This window comes from Devosia honganensis, assembly GCF_042648785.1.
In the GTDB taxonomy this organism is placed as follows: Bacteria; Pseudomonadota; Alphaproteobacteria; order Rhizobiales; family Devosiaceae; genus Devosia; species Devosia honganensis.
Map to the genome: position 1 here is coordinate 981,815 of NZ_JBHRYD010000001.1, position 19,103 is coordinate 1,000,917.

The 19,103-nt window shown below is 66.1% G+C and carries 14 protein-coding genes; 1 reads left to right on the plus strand and 13 read right to left on the minus strand.

The genetic code is table 11. The annotated features are described in order from the left end of the window. The 13 genes from ACFOOL_RS04700 to ACFOOL_RS04760 form a co-directional block, all read right to left on the minus strand. Entirely contained in the window at nucleotides 1-705 is a 705-nt protein-coding gene (locus tag ACFOOL_RS04700; RefSeq protein WP_380095336.1) for an ABC transporter ATP-binding protein, read from the minus strand. After that, entirely contained in the window at nucleotides 705-1,487 is a 783-nt protein-coding gene (locus tag ACFOOL_RS04705) for an ABC transporter ATP-binding protein (protein ID WP_380095338.1), read from the minus strand. The genes ACFOOL_RS04700 and ACFOOL_RS04705 overlap by 1 nt, the downstream gene beginning before the upstream one ends. A gap of 107 nt (nucleotides 1,488-1,594) precedes the next feature. After that, entirely contained in the window at nucleotides 1,595-1,969 is a 375-nt protein-coding gene (locus tag ACFOOL_RS04710; RefSeq protein WP_380095340.1) for a methylglyoxal synthase, read from the minus strand. Between the two features lie 69 nt (nucleotides 1,970-2,038). Then, nucleotides 2,039-3,598 (minus strand): methyl-accepting chemotaxis protein, encoded by a 1,560-nt coding sequence (locus tag ACFOOL_RS04715; RefSeq protein ID WP_380095342.1) that lies wholly within the window; start codon nucleotides 3,596-3,598, stop codon nucleotides 2,039-2,041. Nucleotides 3,599-3,849: 251 nt separating this feature from the next. Further along, complete coding sequence (locus tag ACFOOL_RS04720; RefSeq protein ID WP_380095344.1) at nucleotides 3,850-6,249, minus strand: methyl-accepting chemotaxis protein; 2,400 nt, start codon at nucleotides 6,247-6,249, stop codon at nucleotides 3,850-3,852. Nucleotides 6,250-6,530: 281 nt separating this feature from the next. Further along, nucleotides 6,531-8,570 (minus strand): methyl-accepting chemotaxis protein, encoded by a 2,040-nt coding sequence (locus tag ACFOOL_RS04725; RefSeq protein WP_380095345.1) that lies wholly within the window; start codon nucleotides 8,568-8,570, stop codon nucleotides 6,531-6,533. Between the two features lie 218 nt (nucleotides 8,571-8,788). Beyond that, the gene (locus ACFOOL_RS04730; RefSeq protein ID WP_380095346.1) at nucleotides 8,789-10,864 is read right to left on the minus strand and encodes a methyl-accepting chemotaxis protein; all 2,076 of its coding nucleotides are present in this window, start codon (nucleotides 10,862-10,864) and stop codon (nucleotides 8,789-8,791) included. A gap of 151 nt (nucleotides 10,865-11,015) precedes the next feature. Beyond that, nucleotides 11,016-13,544: a methyl-accepting chemotaxis protein gene (locus tag ACFOOL_RS04735; protein ID WP_380095347.1), complete on the minus strand. Its 2,529-nt coding sequence runs from the start codon at nucleotides 13,542-13,544 to the stop codon at nucleotides 11,016-11,018. A 213-nt stretch (nucleotides 13,545-13,757) separates the two neighbouring features. Further along, nucleotides 13,758-14,147: a response regulator gene (locus tag ACFOOL_RS04740; RefSeq protein ID WP_380095349.1), complete on the minus strand. Its 390-nt coding sequence runs from the start codon at nucleotides 14,145-14,147 to the stop codon at nucleotides 13,758-13,760. 145 nt (nucleotides 14,148-14,292) lie between these two features. After that, nucleotides 14,293-15,339: a protein-glutamate methylesterase/protein-glutamine glutaminase gene (locus ACFOOL_RS04745; RefSeq protein WP_380095351.1), complete on the minus strand. Its 1,047-nt coding sequence runs from the start codon at nucleotides 15,337-15,339 to the stop codon at nucleotides 14,293-14,295. Next, nucleotides 15,339-16,175, minus strand: coding sequence for a CheR family methyltransferase (locus tag ACFOOL_RS04750; RefSeq protein WP_380095353.1), 837 nt, complete (start codon nucleotides 16,173-16,175; stop codon nucleotides 15,339-15,341). The genes ACFOOL_RS04745 and ACFOOL_RS04750 overlap by 1 nt, the downstream gene beginning before the upstream one ends. Nucleotides 16,176-16,245: 70 nt before the next feature. Continuing rightward, nucleotides 16,246-17,799 (minus strand): methyl-accepting chemotaxis protein, encoded by a 1,554-nt coding sequence (locus tag ACFOOL_RS04755; protein ID WP_380095355.1) that lies wholly within the window; start codon nucleotides 17,797-17,799, stop codon nucleotides 16,246-16,248. Between the two features lie 103 nt (nucleotides 17,800-17,902). Continuing rightward, on the minus strand, nucleotides 17,903-18,493 hold the full coding sequence (locus tag ACFOOL_RS04760) for a chemotaxis protein CheD (RefSeq protein ID WP_380095357.1): 591 nt from the start codon (nucleotides 18,491-18,493) through the stop codon (nucleotides 17,903-17,905). Nucleotides 18,494-18,727: 234 nt separating this feature from the next. Here ACFOOL_RS04760 and ACFOOL_RS04765 point away from each other — a divergent pair, with 234 nt between their 5' ends. Further along, on the plus strand, nucleotides 18,728-19,081 hold the full coding sequence (locus ACFOOL_RS04765; RefSeq protein WP_380095358.1) for a hypothetical protein: 354 nt from the start codon (nucleotides 18,728-18,730) through the stop codon (nucleotides 19,079-19,081). The last annotated feature ends 22 nt before the right edge of the window (nucleotides 19,082-19,103 follow it).

A 19,103-nucleotide genomic window follows, 5' to 3' on the forward strand; every position in this document is an offset into this window, starting at 1 on the left:
TCAGCCCCCCAGGAAAGACTTGGCGACTTCCGGGTCGGCGATCAGCTCCGCCCCGGTGCCGGTGAAGCGGTTCTGCCCGCCCGCGAGCACGAAGCCGCGCGTGGCGAAGGCCAGGGCCTGACGCGCGTTCTGCTCGACCATGAGAATGCCCACGCCCTCGCGATTGATGCGCACGATGGTTTCGAAAATCTCGATGACATAGCGCGGCGACAGGCCCGCCGAAGGCTCGTCGAGCATCAGCAGGCTCGGCTGGCTCATCAGCGCCCGGCCCATGGCCACCATCTGGCGCTGCCCGCCCGAGAGCTCGCCCGCCGGCTGGCGGCGCTTCTCCCGGAGCACCGGGAACATCTCATAGACCCAGGCCATGGTCCCGGAGAAATCGTCCTCGCGGGTGAAGGCCCCCATTTCCAGATTTTCCTCGACGCTCATCGAGGTGAAGACGTTCTTTTCCTGCGGGACGAAGGACAGCCCTTTGGGCACCAGCCGGTCGGGCAGGGAATTGGTGATCTCCTCGCCGGCAAACTCGATGCTGCCGCCGGTGACGCGCAGCAGCCCGAAAATCGCCTTGAGCGTCGTGGACTTGCCGGCGCCGTTCGGCCCCACGATCACCCCGATATCGCTTTTCTCGATGGCGATATCGACACCATTGAGGATGGGCGCGCCGCCATAACCGCCCACGACGTGCTTCAGTTCGATCAACGCCATCACGCCACCTCGGCCGGGGCGCCGAAATAGGCCTCGATGATCGCGGGATTGGCGCGGATTTCCGCCATCGGCCCCTCGGCGATCTTCTGGCCCTGGGCCATGACGATGACCGGATCGCACAGCCGCCCGATCAGGTCCATGTCGTGCTCGATGACGAAGAAGGTATAGCCCAGTTCGCGGTTCATGCGCTCGATATTGTCCGCCAGATCGTTGAGCAGGGTCCTGTTGACGCCGGCCGCCACCTCGTCGAGCAGCACGATCCGGGCATCGACCATCATGGTCCGGCCCAGTTCGAGCAGCTTTTTCTGCCCGCCCGAGAGATTGCCCGCCAATTCGTGGCGCACATGCCCCAGCTTGAGGAAATCGATGACGTCGAGCGCCTTCTTGCGCACCTCGGTCTCGCGCGCCTGCACCAGGCCGGGACGGAACCACATACCGACCAGATGCTCGCCCGGCTGGTCGCCCGGCACCATCATCAGGTTCTCGAGCGCCGTCATCTGCGAGAATTCATGCGCGATCTGGAAGGTGCGCAGCATGCCGATCCGGAACAGCTCGTGCGGCTTGCAGCCGGTCACGTCCTTGCCATCGAAGATCACCTGCCCGCTATCGGGCACGATATTGCCGGCCACGATATTGAACAGGGTCGACTTGCCCGCGCCGTTGGGCCCGATCAGCCCGGTGATCGAACCGCGCCGAACCGAAAGCGAGCAATCGTTGACGGCGGTGATGCCGCCGAAGCGTTTGGTGACGTTGCGAACGTCGATAACCAAGTCGGAGGACAAGTTGGTGGTGCCTCGGGGTTTCCTGAATATCAGCCGCCCGGTTCAATCCGGGCAATTTTGTGGCATCTGGTCACAACAGCACGGAACGGTCAACACTATCCGCGGGGTCAAATCGCGGCCAGCACGGCGTCTGCGGTGGATTTATTATTGGCCAGAGGCACGTCGTAGAGCGTGGCGAGCCGGGTCAGCGCCTTCACGTCCACGTCATGAGGCTGCGCCGAGAGCGGGTCGATGAAAAACACCAGGACGTCCAGCCGCCCCTCGCAGATCATGGCGCCCAATTGCTGGTCGCCGCCCAAAGGCCCGCTCTTGAGCAGGCCGACCTCGAGGCCCGTCGCTTCCATGACCCTGCTGCCGGTGGTGCCGGTACCCCAGAGCTGGTGCCGCGCGAGCTTGTCCCTGTGCGCCTCGGCCCAGCGGCACAGGTCGTCCTTCTTGTCGTCATGGGCAACCAGGCCGATCCGCGCCATTTCCCCCTCCATGGGACGCCGACGAATACGGCCGGCCTGTGGAAATTACCGGGCCGCGATTAAGCACCGGTATACGAGGGGTCAGGCGCGCATGGCACGGGCCGGCCGGGGCGCGTCCGCTACCTGTTGGGGCGCCGCATCAGGGTTGCCGAGACGGAATATGTCCACGATGCCGTCAAGCGCGACCGCTTCGGCCTCGGTCTGTCCGATGGAGGCGTTGATTTCCTCGACCAGCGCCGCGTTGTGCTGGGTCATCTCGTCCATCTGCCGCATGGCGGCGGTTACTTCCTCCAGCGCCGAGGACTGGCTCCGGTTTTCCCGGGCGATGGTATCGATGAGCTCGGCGCTCTCTTCGGCCCCGGCGAGAATGTCGCGCAGCATTTCATCCGCCCGCGCCACGAGCTGGCTGCCATTGCGCACCTCGTCGGCGCTGGCGTCGATAAGCCGCTTGATCTCGCGGGACGCCTCGGCCGCACTCTGGGCGAGACGCCGGACCTCGACCGCCACCACGGCGAAGCCCTTGCCCGCCTCCCCGGCCCGCGCCGCCTCGACCGAGGCGTTGAGCGCCAAAAGATTGGTCTGGAAGGCGATATCGTCGATCATGCCGATAATGTTGGAAATCTTGCCCGACGATGCCTCGATGGCGGCCATGGCGCCATTGGCATCCTTCATGGCCGCGCCGCCATCGGTAGCGGTGCGGGCGAGGGATTGCGCCTTGCCGCTGGCCGCCGCCGCGCGCCGAGCGTTTTCCGCCACCGCCGCGGTCAGCTGCTCGATCGAGGCGGCCGTCTCCTCGATGGCGGCGGCCTGCCGCGTGGTGCGGTCGGAAAGGTCGTTGGCGCCCGAAAGAATTTCCCCCGTCGCCGTGCGCAGCGAGCCGGCGGTGTCCTTGAGCTGGCCGACAATGCCGGCCATTTTCTCGGCCACTTCATTGGTGTCGAGCCTGATCTGCTCGAATTCGGCCCCCAGTTCCTCGGTAATGCGCCCCGAAAGATCGCCCAGCGCCATGCTCTTGAGGACCTCGCCGGTCGTCGAGACGGCCTTCTGGATACGGGCGCGGGCAGCATGCTCGGTCGCCCGCGCATCGGCGTTCATCCGGTCGAAATAGGCCGAGACCCCGATATCGATATCGAGCAGCATCGATTTGAGCACGGCCACCACCATGTCGGCCATCGCATCGACATCGGCCAGAATGGCGTCCGGCGCGCGCGGCGCGCTCCGCCCGAAGCGCCGCTTTTCGGGTTGCAGCGCCGCCGTCATCAAATCCTGAATCAGGCCCCTGATCAGCGTCTCCATGACGATGCCATAGCCGCCGATATGCCAGCGTGGCTCCAGCCCGATCTGAGCGTGGCGCAGCCCGACGCGCGTGCTGGCCTCGAGATATTGGGCATCGAGCTGGCCGGTGGCGATGGCGCGCCAATGGTCCTTCTGCCGCGATCTGGCGCGATCCATCTGGGGCTGGCCGTCGAAAAAGCGCATCACCGCCGGAACGGTGCCGATCTTGTCGTAGAATTTGGCCAGGGCCGGATCGAGATGCGCCTCTATGCTGGGGCGCGCCTGGGCCAGCCGTTCGCGGGTGGCGGCATCCAGGCCGATGAAATCCAGCCGCGCCTGCAGCATGTCGCGGGAAGCGGCCGTCATGAGGGCTTGCCTCCCGCCTGGCCTGTCCGGCCCCGCACAGCTCCCGCCATGTTCGTTCCCCTTTCGAATCGCGCCATCGTCACGTCGCTCCAAGCTGGACCGTCCTGGGTTAACGAATAGCTGTAGGCCTGCTAGCGGATTCGCCGAAGCGGACGATCGCGTAGGCGGGCCGGACGAGACGCGGGAGGCCTGGACGCGTTTAATGCGTCCAGGCCTCCTTCACCCGCACCGGGGCCGCAGGACGAACCGGCCTAGAATTCGCTCCAGTCCGCCGAAATCGCGGCATTGCCCGCGGTGAGATAATCCGCGGCCGCCTGACGCGAGGTCCGGGCTTGCCGCGGTGGCACCGGCGCGGAATCCGGGGCGACGGCCTCGCCCGCCTCCGTCCGGAACACCGCCACGATCCGGTCGAGTTCGCTGGCCTGCGCCTCGGTCTGCTCGATGGCGGCATTGGTCTCCTCGACGAGGGCCGCATTGTGCTGGGTCATCTCGTCCATCTGCCGCACCGCGACCGTCACTTCCTCGATGGCGGAAGCCTGCTCGCGGCTGTCGCGGGCGATGCTGTCCATCAGGTCGGAATTCTGCCGGGCCGCCTCCAGCATGGCGCCGAGCTTGGCCGCCGCCGCCTCCACCAGCCGCGTGCCGGCCTCCACCTCGCCGGACGAGGTTTCGATCAGCGCCTTGACATCGGCGGATGCCTCGGCCGCGCTCTGGGCGAGGCGCCGCACCTCGACCGCCACCACGGCAAAGCCCTTGCCCGCTTCCCCGGCCCGCGCCGCTTCCACCGAGGCGTTGAGCGCCAAAAGATTGGTCTGGAAGGCGATATCGTCGATCAGCCCGATAATGTTGGAGATGCGGGCCGAGGAAGCGGTGATCTTCTCCATCGCCTCGGTGGCGTTTTCCATCACCTGCCCGCCTTCCTCGGCGCTGCGGCTGACGGTCTGGGCCAGATCGTTGGCGTCACGCGCCCGATCGGCGTTCTGCAGCACCGTTGCCGCCAGTTGCTCCATGGCCGCCGAGGTTTCCTCGATAGTGGCCGCCTGCCGCGTGGTGCGCTCGGACAGGTCGTTGGCGCCGGACAGGATTTCCCCCGTCGCGGTCTTGAGCGTGCGCGAGGTCAGCTTGAGCCCGTTGACCACCTCGCTCAGCGTCTCGGCCACGATATTGGTATTGTCCTGCAAGGCCGCGAAGGCACCGCGATACTCGCCCTCCATACGCTCGGTCAGGTCCGTGCGCGCCAGCGCGCCCAGCACCTTGCCGGTCTCGTCGATCCCCCGGTCCACCGTTTCCACCAGCGAATTGACCGAGGCGGCGAGGCCATTGAGTTCCGGGTCGGGGAAGCTGGCATTGACGCGCTTGGAAAAATCGCCCGAGACGGCGGCATCCACCACTTCGCCGAAAGCGAGCTGCAATTCGCTCATCATGGCCTGGCGGGCCTGCTGGTCGGCGATGATGCGCGCCGCTTCCGCCTCGGTCATCTGGCTGACCTTGAGCCCATTCTGGCGGAACACTTCCACCGCCCGGGCCATGCCGCCGATTTCATCGCGTCCCTGGCTGTAGGGCACGGCGACATCGTAATCGCCCTCGGCCAGCACGCCCATGATCTCGGTCATCCGGCGGATGGGCCGGGCAATGACGCCGGCCCCGAACCAGACCAGCAAAAGGCTGGCGCCCAGCAGCGCGGCCGCAGCGCCCAGCGCCATGTTGCGCATGGCATCGACCCCGGCATAGATGGTGGCCGCCGGCACCTGCATCACCATGGTCCATCTGTCGTCGACGCCGCCGAATTGCAGAGGCGCGGTGACCACGAACTGGTTCACCCCCGCCTCGTCGGCATAGATCATGCCGCGCTCCATCAATTCGCTGTCGAGCAGAGCCGCGGCTATATCGGGGGCCAGTTCCTCGCCGATGAGCCCGGGATCGGGATTGGCGATCCAGCTATCGGCATTGCTCACCAGCATCACCGAGCCGACCTCGAACGGCTTGAGATCGGACATGACCTGTGAAATCGTGTCCAGCGTCAGGTCCGAGGTGAGGATGCCGATGGGCTTGCCGGCCTTGTGCACAACCACGCTGACATTGGTGAGCAGGGTGGATCGCCCATTGACCGGGTAGGTATAGGGCGGGGTGAGGACGTCGCGGTCCTCCCGCATCGGCATGTCGTACCAGCTCTCGGTGCCGTTTTCCGGCGTCATGATGAGCGGCTCGACTTCTATCCGGCCGTTTTCCCAAGTGAAATAGGGAACGAAGCGCCCCGTTTCGTCGGAATAGGGATGGCCCACATAAAGGGCGTCCCGCCCGTCGAGCGCATTGGCGTCGAAGGCCAGCGTCATGCCGATGACGGCCGGCTGGGCCTGCATCGAGGCGGTGACGAAGCGCCCGAGCAGTTCACGGTCGATCGGCCCGGTGGCGATCACGCCCTCGACGGCCGCTCCCAGGCTTCTCGTCGCCGAGATGATGTTGCCCATCTGGCCGACGGCCAATTGGCTGTATTGCCCCATCAGGGCCCTGGCGCGCTCCTCGGCCTCGTTGCCCGCCGTCTGATACATCAGGGCCAAGGCGCCGGTGATGATGGCGCCCATCGAGGCCAGCGACAACAAGCCCGCGCCCAGCACCAGTTTCGTTCGAATGGACAGATCGCTGAATTTCATTTCCTGCATGCCCCATGGGCAGGCCATTCTGGCCGCCCCACCAATCTCACGCCAGGCACGATCCCGTTCGCCCATCGGGACGGCAAAAGCCGGATGGCGCTGGCACGCTGGAACGGCACCTCCGATCGCCGCCGGCCCGCCGGCAGGCGCTCATTTTCCGTATCCTGTCCCACAAGAGCACGACGGCGTTAAGGGCCGGTAAAGCATGCTTCCCATCGTGATAGGAAAAGCAAAGAGGGCGCCATGGCGCCCTCTTGACAGCCCTCCGGCGGGTTTTCGCCTCAGAACTCGTCCCAATCGGCAAGGGCCGCATTACCGTGGACCTCCAGGCGCGGGGGCGCCGCGCGAACGGGACGCGGCGGGGGCGCAGCCTCCTGCCGGACGGCTTCCCCGATCGCGAAGATATCCACGATCCGGTCGAGTTCGCTGGCCTGCGCCTCGGTCTGCTCGATGGCGGCATTGGTCTCCTCGACCAGCGCGGCATTGTGCTGGGTCATCTCGTCCATGGTGCGCACTGCCGCGTTCACCTCCTCGATCGAGGTGGCCTGTTCGGCACTATCGCGCGCGATGGCCTCGAGCGAGGCGGTATTGTCGCGAATGGCGTCCAGCATGGCCGCCAGCTTGCCCGCCGCCTCGTCCACCAGCTTCGAGCCGGTGGTGACCTCGCCGCCCGACTGCTCGATCAGCGCCTTGACGTCGGCCGAAGCGCTGGCGGCGCTCTGGGCGAGGCGCCGCACCTCGACCGCCACCACGGCAAAGCCCTTGCCCGCATCCCCGGCCCGCGCCGCCTCCACCGACGCGTTGAGCGCCAAAAGATTGGTCTGGAAGGCGATATCGTCGATCATGCCGATGATATTGGAGATCTTGCCCGAGGATTGCGTGATCCGCTCCATGGCCTCGGTCGCCTGATCCATCACCGTGCCGCCTTCCTCGGCGGCGCGGGTCACCTTGGCGGCGTTGAGGCTGGCATCGCGCGCCCGCTCGGCATTGGCCATCACCGTGGCGGCGAGCTGTTCCATGGCCGCCGAGGTCTCCTCGATGGTCGCCGCCTGCCGCGTGGTGCGCTCGGACAGGTCGTTGGCACCCGAAAGAATCTCGCCGGTGGCCGTCTTGAGCGAACCGGACGTATGGCGCAATTGCAGAACCACCTCTGTCAGCCGGTCGGCCACCGCATTGGTGTCGGCCTTGAGCCGGGCGAAGGCGCCTTCATAATCCCCCGCCATGCGGCGGCTGAGATCGGTATCGGCCATGGCGCCGAGCACCTCGCCGACCTCGGAAACGCCGCGCTCGAAGGTAGAGACCAGATTGTTGACGCTGGCGGCCAGCACATTGAGCTCCTCATCGGGGAATTCGGCGGTGACGCGCCGGGAGAAATCCCCCGCCACGGCGGCATCCACCACCTCGCCGAACGCACCCTGAAGCTCGCTCATCATTCGGCGGCGGTTTTCCTCGTCGGCGACGATGCGCGCCGCTTCGGCCTCGGTCATCCGGCTGACGCGCAGCCCGTTCTCGCGGAACACCTCCACCGCCCGGGCCATGGCGCCCACCTCGTTGCCGAGGTCGATAAAGGGCACCTCGACATCGTAATCGCCCTCGGCAATCACATCCATGGCACCGGCCAGCCTCGGAATGGGGCGGGTGATGACGCGCGAAGCGACAAAGCCCAAAAGGCCAAAGCCGACAATGGCAGCGCCTCCGACCATGCCGACCAACCCCAGAACGTCATTGGCCGAAGCCTCGACATGGATCAGGGGCGTGCCCACCAGGATCGCGCCCATCACGTCGCCATTGGCCTTCTGGATCGGCTGCAATGCGGCGAAATAGGTGATCCCTTCTATCGAGAGCGTATCCAGCACCGGTTCGGCCTGCATCAATTGCATGACGGCCGGGCTGTCGGCGGGCAGCACGCTGCCGACAGCACGGCTGTCATCGGGCAATGTGATGCTGGTGGTCTTGGCCACCAGATCGCCCGTCTCGTTCTCGAGGACATAAATGGCGGCATCCTGCCGGGTGACGCGGGTGACCGAATCGATCACCTCGGTGTCGTAGAAGGGCGGGATGGCCCAGCTCTGGAAGCTGGCCATGGTGCCGTCATCGTTCCAGTTCAGCACCGAACCGGAAATGCGCCGCTCCAATACCGTGGCGGCAATGCCCAGATTGGTCTCCTGCTGCAGGCGGCTGTCGGCCAGCGACTGCGCGTGCAGGGTCACGTAGATCGCCCCCGACACGGCCGCGATCGAGCCGATGATGGATGCCAGAACCAGCACCAGAATGGCGGTGGTCATGCGCACATTGCCCAAAAGGCGCACCAGTCGTTTCATGAACAATTCTCCCCCGAACCAGCCCGGCTTCCCCCATGGGAAGCAGTCCCCGGAAACGGATCACTGGATGGACGCTAGGAGAAAGCGGTTACTGAAAGTTGTACGGATCGGCTCGCAATCGATTTCGAGGGCTTTATTAATGGTTCGGCCACCGAAAAATCGGTGCCTTTCCGTCCATGGCGCGCGCCACGGATGGAAAGGCGTAAGTCCCCCGGCCTCTAGAACTCGCTCCAGTCCGCGTCGATCGCCGCATTGCCCTGGCTGAGATAGGTCCGGCCGGCGGCCCTGGCCCGGGGGGAAAGCGGGGGCTCGGGCTTTGGGGCAGCGGACCGGCCGGCGCGGACCGGCGGCGTGGCCTCCCCCGCTGCGACAGTGAACACGTCCACGATGCGGTCGAGCTCCACGGCCTGCGCCTCGGTCTGCTCGATGGCCGCATTCATTTCCTCGACCAGCGCCGCGTTGTGCTGGGTCATCTCGTCCATGGTGCGCACCGCGGTATTGACCTCCTCGATGGAGGAAGCCTGTTCGCGGCTTTCCTCGGCAATGGAGCGCATCAGGCCATTGGAGGTCCGCGCCGCCTCGAGGATCGCCGTCAGCTTGGCGGCCGCATCGGCCACCAGCCGCGAGCCGCCCCTGACCTCCTCGGCGCTCTGCTCGATCAACGCCTTGACGTCGCTGGACGCCTGCGCTGCCGACTGCGCCAGCCGCCGAACCTCGACCGCGACGACGGCGAAGCCCTTGCCCGCCTCCCCGGCCCGCGCCGCTTCCACCGAAGCGTTGAGCGCCAAGAGATTGGTCTGGAAGGCGATATCGTCGATCATGCCGATGATGTTGGAGATCTTGCCGGAGGACGAGGTGATCCGTTCCATGGCCTCGGTGGCGTTCTCCATCACCTGCCCGCCTTCCTCGGCCGTATGGGTGACCACCCCGGCGCTGACGCTGGCTTCCTGCGCCCGCTCGGCATTGCCCAGCACCGTGGCGGCGAGCTGTTCCATGGTCGCCGAGGTTTCCTCGATGGTCGCCGCCTGCCGCGTGGTGCGTTCGGAAAGGTCATTGGCGCCCGAAAGAATCTCGCCGGTCGCCGTCTTGAGTGTGCCGGAGGTGTCGCGCAGTTGGCCCACCACCTCGGTCAGGCGGTCGGCCACCGCGTTGATGTCGGATTTGAGCGTGGCGAAGGCACCCTCGTAATCGCCCTCCATGCGCCGTGTGAGATCGGTATTGGCCAACGCGTCCAGCACCGACCCCACCTCGGAGACGCCGCGGTCGAAAGTCGATACCAGATTGTTGACGCTGCCCGACAGGGCGTTGAGCTCGGGATCGGGAAACTCCACCTCCACCCGGCCGCTGAAATCGCCTGCAGCCGCCGCGTCCACCACCGCGCCGAAGGCGTTCTGCAATTCGCTCATCATGCGCTGGCGGTTTTCCTGGTCGGCGACGATCCGGGCCGCTTCCGCCTCGGTCATCCGGCTGACGCGCAGCCCGTTCTCACGGAACACCTCCACCGCCCGGGCCATGGCACCCATCTCGTTGCCGCGCTCGACAAAGGGCACGTGCGTCTCGTAGTCGCCGCGCGCAATGGCATCCATGGCCCCGGCCAGAACCGGAATGGGCCGGGTCAGCGCCCGGGAGGCGAGCAGGCCCACCGCGCCCATGATCACCAGCAGGACGCCGCCCATCACGACCAACCCGGGAATGGCCTGCGCCGCTGCCGCGTCGGCCTCGGCCACGTCCTTGCCGACCCAGAAGCCGCCCAACAGCAGTCCGTCCAGCTTGAAGATGGGCTGCATGGCGCCGTTATAACGCCGTCCCAGCATTTCCATCTCGCCCTGCCAGGTTTCCCCCGCCGCAAGCGCCCGGGCCGCCGCTCCCCCCGAAGGCAGCACAAAATCGATGATGCGGCCGCCCTCCTCGGCCTCGAAGCTGCTGCTCTTGGCGACGAACTGATCGCTCTCGGCATCCAGCGCGAAGATCACCGTCTCCCCGCCGGTCACCCGCGTCACCGAATCCACCGCCCCGGTATCGTAGAAAAACGGGATGGAATAAGTACTGAAGCCGACAAGGCTGCCGTCTTCGGCCCAGGTGACGGCCGAGCCGTTGAGGCGACGCTCGTAAATGGTGGCGGCGGTCTTGAGATCGACCGATTGCTGCGCGATCGCCTGCGACACGGCCTGGCCGCGCAGGCTGAGATAATTGCTGACCGAATAAGCGCCGATGGTGATGCCGATACTGGCCAGCATCAGCCCGGCAATGGCCGCGGTCAGGCGGATATTGTTAAGAAAAGACAGAAACTTCATTGACCCGGCCCCCTCGCCGCCCCCCTGGGCTTTACCGAGGCGGCATTGTAAAGGCAGGGACTTAACGCTTCGTTGAACTTGTATGGTAGACGGGGTCCGTCGAAAAAGGGACGCCGGTGGCGTCCCTTTCATTTGCGGCCATGACGAAGCGTCAGAACTCGCTCCACTCCTTGTCCACCGCGTTATTGCCATGGCTGAGATAGGACTTGGCGACGGTCCTGAGCTTTTCCTGAAGGCCTCTCGCCCCCTCGGCCAGCGTCCTGCCCGGCCCCGGCTGCAACCTCACCCCCTGTGACTTTCCTCCATCCCTTCCCGCCTCGAGCGCGAAGATGTCGACGATCCCGTCGAGCTGGTTTGCCTGGGCCTCGGTCTGCTCGATCGAGGCGTTCATCTGCTCGACCAGCGCGGCATTGTGCTGGGTCATCTCGTCCATGGTGCGCACCGCGGTGTTGACTTCCTCGATGGCCGATGCCTGCTCGCGGCTTTCCCGCGCGATGCCGTTCATCAATTCGCTCGAGGAGCGCGCGGCGACAAGGATTTCCTCGAGCCGCGCCGCCGCTTCGGCAACGAGCCGCGAGCCGCCGCCAACTTCGTCGCCGCTCTGCTCGATCAGCGCCTTGACGTCGGCCGAAGCACTGGCGGCGCTCTGGGCGAGGCGCCGCACCTCGACCGCCACCACGGCAAAGCCCTTGCCCGCATCCCCGGCCCGCGCCGCCTCCACCGAAGCGTTGAGCGCCAATAGATTGGTCTGGAAGGCGATGTCGTCGATCATGCCGATGATGTTGGAGATCTTGCCCGAGGATTGCGTGATCCGCTCCATGGCCTCGGTCGCCTGATCCATCACCGCGCCGCCGAGCTCGGCGGTATGGGTCACGCCGGTCGCCGCCTCGCTCGCTTCCCGGGCCCGCTCGGCATTGGCCATCACCGTGGTGGCGAGCTGTTCCATGGCTGCCGAGGTCTCCTCGATGGTCGCCGCCTGCCGCGTGGTGCGCTCGGACAGGTCGTTGGCACCCGAAAGGATCTCGCCCGTAGCCGTCTTGAGCGTGCGCGAGGTGTCGCGCAACTGGCCGACGATCTCGGTGAGCTTTTCGGCCACCGCATTGGTATCGGCCTTGAGCCGGGCGAAAGCGCCCCGATAGTCCCCCTCCATGCGGCGGGTCAGGTCGGTATGGGCCAGCGCCGACAGCACCGAACCGGTCTCGGAAAGCCCACGGTCCACCGTCTCGACCAGTTCGTTGACCGAACGGGCCAGCGCATTGAGCTCCTCGTCGGGGAACTCGGCATCGACCCTCGGCGAGAAATCGCCGGCGATGGCGGCATCCACCACCTGTCCGAAGGCGCGCTGCAGATCCTGCATCATGGCCGCGCGCTCCTGCTGGCCGGCGACGATGCGCGCAGCCTCCGCTTCGGTCATTTCATGGACCCGAAGCGCATTCTCGCGGAACACCTCGACCGCCCGGGCCATGGCGCCGATCTCGTCGGAACGCCGCGCTCCCTCGACCGCGATCGACAATTCGCCATCCGCCAGTGCTGCCATGGTGCCAGTGAGGCGCGTGATCGGCTTGCTGATCGTGCGGGCGAAGATCACCCCCAAAAGCGCGGCTATGGCCAGCAATCCCCCGCCGACGACCAGCGTCATGTTGCGCATCCGGGTCACCGCCTCATAGGCCTCGTCCTCGGGCTGGACCGCCGCCACCGCCCAGGTGACGTCCCCTACGCTGACCGGCTGGGCCCGCACCACCATGGGAGCGCCGCGATAATCGGTACTGATCCCTTCCCCGCCTTCCCCGGCAAAAGCCAGCGTCACCGCTTCGGAGGTGAGCGTCGTCGCCAGAACGTCTTCGTCTTCCGTTCGCGGCGATTCGGTGCGCAAGAGCCCATCGCTGCCCACCACCACCACTTCCCCGCCCCGCCCGAGCCCCGACAGCTCGCCGACCCTGGCGCTCACCGCCTCGGGCGAGATGGCCAGCACCATTACGCCGCTATTCTCGTCCCGGTCATAGACCGGCATGGCCATGAAGCTCTCGGGAGCGCCGGCGGGGCCGTAAACGGAAAAATCGACAAAGGCGGCCTGCCCCTCGCCCAGCGTCCGCGCCGCGGCGAAGGCCCTTCCCAGCCCGGAGGCGGCCAGCGCCGTGTCGCTCAGCACGTTCGTGGCGAAATCGGTGTTCTTGGCGACCGAATAAACGACGTCGCCCTCGGCGCTGATCAGCAGCACGTCCGCATAGGCCCGCTCCTGCACCAGCGTGCGAAAACCGGGATGGAAACGTTTGTGCGGCGCATCATAGCTGGCGCCCTTGCCATTGGCGCTGTCCAGCAGCGAGCGGTCTTCCGGATGGGGATTGTCGACGATATAGGCGGTCTGCAACTGCGCCCCGGCCCGCTCCGCCAGGCCCATGCGCAATTCGCTCAGGGCCCGCGTCAGATTTTTTACCGCCGTCACCGTGTCGGAGCGCTGCACGAAGAGCCGCAGATCGACCTCGGCGCTCGCATAATAGTCGCTCACCAGTGCGGCGGCCGTATTGAGCGAGGCGCGCATGGACTGGTCGCGCTGTTCCTGCACCGTGCCCAGACCGATCAGATAGCTGGCAATGCCGACCCCGGCGCTGACCAGCAAGGCAGAACCGACCAGGGCCAGCGGCAATTTCTGGGCGATCTTCAGTTGCGCAAACACATTCATGAAATTCTGGCTCCCCCCTCTGGCGAATGTCCCCCCATGCGCCGGCCTCATACGGGTCCCGGCACAGGCAATCGCCCCGGCGCGAGCGGATCGGCCGGGCATCTGAAACGATATAGGAATGGGATTAACCACTTCTTACGGACAAGTCCCTAGGCGGCGAGGCCCGTCCGAAGCGGCAAGGTCAGGGTTCCGGCAAGACGCCGCGGGGCGCGCTCAGGTCAGCGCGCCGATCACCGCCTCGATGCGCTTTTTCATGGTGGACGCGTCGAACGGCTTGATGATGTAATTATTGACGCCGAACGAGATGGCTTCCTTGACCTGCTCCTTGTCGGAACGGCCCGTCGCCATGATGAACGGCATGGCCTGCGTCCGGGGATGCTTGCGAATGACCTTGAGCAGCGTCAGGCCATCGATGTCTTCCATGTTCCAGTCGGAAATGATGAGGTCGACATTCGTTTTCTCGAGCTTGCCCAGCGCATCGCGCCCCGACTTGGCCTCGATGATGTCCTTGAACCCCAATTGAGTGAGAATGTATTTACAGATGCCGCGCATCGACTGCTGGTCGTCAACGATGAGAACGCTGACAGCGCTTGCTTTGGGCATGGTCGTTCTTACCTCTACGCGCCTGGGACCTTCTGGCCCGTACTGGCGTGGACATTAGGGGCCAAGCGTTACAAATGTCTCAATCGCACCCGTGGCATTGTTGCGGGAAGCAGTCGCATCGCGCCGGCGCAAAGGGGGAGCATCATCACGCGGCCGCCTTGAGCTTGACCAGCGCGCTGGCCAGGCGCGAGGCGATCTGCTCGAGCGGGGCCTGCTCGACCACCGCGCCCTCCTCGAAGGCGACGCGGGGCATGCCGTAGACCAGCGCCGAGGCCTGGCTCTGCCCCACCGTATGGGCGCCGGCGTCGCGCATCAGCTTCAGGCCCCGCGCCCCGTCCCGTCCCATGCCGGTCAGGATCGCGCCCACCGCCAGCGGCCCGACGGTCCTTGCCACCGATTCGAACAGCACGTCGACGCTGGGCCGGTGCCCGCTTTGGGGACCCTCCTGGCCCAGCCGGCACTTGAGCTGGCCCGAGGAGCGCTCGACGCGCAAATGATAGTCGCCCCGCGCCACATAGGCGTGGCCCGGGCGCAGCGGCAGCCGGTCCTCGGCCTCCACCACCTCGAGCGCGCACAATTCATCGAGCCGGGCGGCGAAACGCCCGGTGAAGCCGGCCGGCATGTGCTGGGCGATCAGCACCGGCGGGCAGTCGGCCGGCAGGTCGGCCAGCACGGTGCGGATGGCCTCGACCCCGCCGGTGGAGGCGCCGATGGCGATCACTGCGCCCTCCGGCGCCGCGGCGGTGCGCACCGGGCTGCTGGGCTGCTCGAGGCGCACGGCGCGCCCGCGTACGTCGGAACGGGCGGCGGCCCGGATCTTGTCCCGCAGCCCCGCCCCGAAGGCATCGAGCCCGCCGGCGAACTCGGCGCTGGGCTTGGCGACGAAATCCACCGCGCCCAATTCGAGCGCCAGCAGCGTTTCGCTGGCCCCCTTCCTGGTCAGCGTCGAGACCATGACCACCGGGGTGGGCCGCAGCCGCATCAGCTTTTCGAGAAAGGCGAGCCCGTTCATATTGGGCATCTCGATATCGAGCGTCACCACGTCCGGATCGAGCGCCTTGATCTTTTCGCGCGCATCGATGGGATCGACGGCGGTGCCCACCACGTCGATGTCGCCATCGCGTACCAGCATGCGCCCGAGCACCTCTCGGATCAGCGCGGAATCATCGACGACGAGAACCTTGATGCCCATCACGCAGCTCTTTTGCTCAGTTTCTCACGCGACTGGTAGATGGTCTTGCCCACCAGCCGGAAGCCTTCGCCGCCCGAACCCAGGTTTTCCGAGTGGCCGATATAGAGAAATCCTTCCGGTGCCAGAATCCTGGAGAAGCGTCCGAACATCTCGCCCTGGGTCGGCTTGTCGAAATAGATCGCCACATTGCGGCAGAAGATGGCGTCGAACGGCCCCTTCATCGGCCAGGGGCCGATCAGGTTGAGCGGTTTGAACGCGATCAGCTCCCGCACCGCCTCGGGAATGCGCACCATGCCCTCGGACCGCTCGAAGAGACGGGTCCGCTCCGGGCCGAGGCCGGACACCTCGCTTTCGGGGTAGACGCCCCGCCTGGCCTTGGCGATCACCGCCGTGTCGATATCGGTGGCCAATATCTTGAAGTTCCAGCGCCTGAGATCGGGAAAGGCAGCCAGGAGATCGAGCCCGATCGTATAGGCCTCCTGTCCCGTCGAGCAGCCCGCCGACCAGATCCTGAGCCTGGTGCCGCGCGGCCGCTCGGCCATGAGCGACCCGACAAAGGCGCGCAGATGATCGAAATGATGGTCCTCGCGGTAAAAGCGCGTGAGATTGGTGGTCAGCGCATTGATGAAATCCTGCCCGTCCTCGGCGCCGCCGCTCTCGAGATAGTCCATATAGGCATCGAAGCCCGGCAGGCCCAGCGCCCGGACGATCTTGGACAGCCGCGACACCACCAGCGTGCGCTTGGCATCGCTGAGGGCGATGCCGGCCACCGAATAGACCCGCGCCTTGATCCGTGAAAATTCCCGCTCGCTAAGGGAGAATTCCCCCTGTTCCATGCAACCCACCCCTGTCGTCCGGCTTCTGCCGGCCGGACCCTTATTGCAAAGGTGGCGCCGCGTGCCGGCCTCAACCGGCCGCGAGCCGGATCGACACGGTGTTCCCGCCGTCCTCGCCATCCTTCGTTCGTCTGGATGGAACCGCATTTGCCGGCTCCTTTCCCGCATCCGTCCCGATAGTGGGAGCATCATTGCTTAGATTGCGTAAACTCTGCCGGAGCGCTCCAGCCAAGCCTTGCAGCGCTTCGGCCTGCTCGAGTCCGGCCTGCAGCCGGCCCCGTCCCCTGTCGATGACGAGGCGGATGTCCTTGGCCGAGCGGTTGGTGAGCTGGGCGAGCTGGCGAACCTCGTCGGCGACCACGGCAAAGCCCGCGCCCTTCTCGCCGGCCCGCGCCGCTTCGATCGCCGCGTTGAGCGCCAGCAAATTGGTGCGGAACGACACGTCTTCGATCGCCGCCGTCATGGTGTCGATCTCTCGGGTGATGCCGTCCATTTCACCCATCATCGCGCCGGTCGCGTTCACCGCGACTTCGGCTTCGGCGGCCAGCGCCCCGGCATCCCGGACCTGTCGAGCCGCAGCCGCCAGCCGCGCTTCCAGCCCGGCCATTTTCGCCGCGCCCTCCGCCAGGGCCCGCCGGCCGGTCTCGCCCGACGCCTCCAACGCGGCCGCCCGCGCCTCGAACTGGGCCAGCAGGTCCTTGACCGCATAGAGCCGCGCCGCGAGCAGTGCGCGTTCCTCGCCATCCTCGCATTGCCATCGGTCCGCTGCCGCTACCAGCGCCAGCACCGCTTCGGCCGTCTCCGAAAGCGGCAGGCTCCCGTCGGCCTCGGCTCGGCTCCGCCCGGCGATCGCCGCCTGCAATTGCCGCAGCCCCGCATCGAGTCGCTCCAGCCCCTCGTTGAGCGCCGCGAGGGCCGGATTGGCGCCCGCCGCTTTCCCCTCGAAGCGAAAGCCCGTCTGCCCGGCCGCGAGCGCTCCGATAAAGGCGTCCAGTTCGTCGTCTTCCAGATAATGCCCCGCCGGAACCAGCTCGAGCGCATAGCGCCGCGACGGCAGGGCGCGCCGCTGCACCATGAACCGTCGACCGCGCAGCAGCACCAGAGCTTCCTCGGGCGCACCCCCGCCGGCTTCGAGATAACCGGCACCGAACAGCCCGTCGAGCGTTCCGCCCTCCCGGATATCCGGGGAGAGCCGTTCCATGCCCATGCTCGCGACAAGGATGGTGCCGGTCTCGTCCACCACCAGAACCAGCGATTCCAGCGTACCGATGGCGGCCCGGAAATGATGCGCCCGCTCCAGCCTGATACCGAGCCGCTGCACGATTCCGCCGATGGAAAGCCTGGCGCCAGGGCCATCGCCGGCAAGACCCGCCGCCCGCGCCAGCGCCGAGAGTCGCGCCGCCTCGCGCCGATCCGCCACTGCGCCGATGATCAGGCTCGCTGCCATTGCCAGAGCGACGAGACTGCCCGAGGCCGAGAACCAGCCCGGGCCCGGACCCAGCGCCAGCAGCAGGCCCAACGCCGTCGCGACGGCCACGAGCCACAGGCCGCAAGCAGTCAGAACGAGGCGCATGCCCGGGCGCAGGGGCGGCGAATCATCTCCATTGGCTGCACGGTCCGGCATGGCCGGACCCTAGCCGCACAATGGTTAACCATCTCTGTAAGGAGACGCCCCGGGCTAAGACTTCCGTAAGGCTTCAAAAAGCGCTTCGGGGCACCGCGCCAAGCTAGAACAGTTCGATATCGGCGAGGGAGGCGGGCATCACCACGCGGCGGCGCGCGATGGCCAGTTCCTGCCGGACCACGTTCGCTCCCACATCGCTGTCGAGCCGTCGCACGAAGGCCCGCCCCGAATAGGGCTTGAACAGGACGCGGCGCGCATAGCTGCCCCCCAGGTCCTCGCTGGTGACGACATAACCCTCATCCTCGAGGAACTGGCGTACGAACTCGATATTCTTGGCTCCGACGTCGTCCAGCACCGAATTGATCTTGCCGCCTCCGAAAAGCTTGATCTCGAGATTGGCCTTCCTGCCGGTGCCGCGGGTCAGGACCTTGTTGATGAGCTGCTCCATGGCAAAGGCGCCATAGCGGGCGGAAGCGCCGTACCGGTCCCTGGCCGAGCCCGATTGTTCGGCCAGAAGGAAGTGGTTCATGCCGCCCACCAGCGCCATCCTGTCGCGCACGCAGGCCGAGATGCAGGACCCCAGAATGGTTGAAAAGGTAACGTCGGAGGCAGCCGAAACGTGGCAGTCGCCTTGATGCACATTAGTCACCACCCCGCGATCGAATTCTGGTGGCAGGGAAGTGTTGAGGGCCATGTCTATTGCTGCGTACCTTTGCAAGCCAACGGGATCCGTCCAAGAATCCGAGCTTCCGTTTTCTCTCCGGATCGCGTTCCGGAGCCGATCGTATCGGAGAACTCGTTAGCCAAATGCTAACCACGAGCGGCCTGCGGGCTGGCCAGCACCGCACCGGCAAGGAGAGGTTTAGAAATGCCGGGCTAGGGTCTCGGCAACAGGGCCGGAACAGATTTTCCCAGGATAGATTATTCGATGTCACTGCAAAAACTCGCGAGAGAACTGGACGAGACGGCGCGCCAGACCGCCTCCATGGTGGAAGGCATCGCCGAGGCGCTCGCCATGCTCTCCGACAGGCAACTGGCCACCGACCCCACCGTGCGCGAGGCCATGCAGTTGATCGTCACCGCCTTGCAGGGCCAGGACCGGATCGAGCAGCGCTGCCACAACATGGCCCTCGCCGTGCGCCAGTTCGCCCTGTTGCCCCCTACCGCGCCCGACAGCGTCTATGACGAGATCTGGGCCAGCCTCACGCTCGATGAATTGCGCGTACCGGCCCTTTCCGGCATCGCCGCGCACCAGATGCACGGCGAGGCCGATCTGTTCTAGGCTCGGTCACGAACGACCGGCC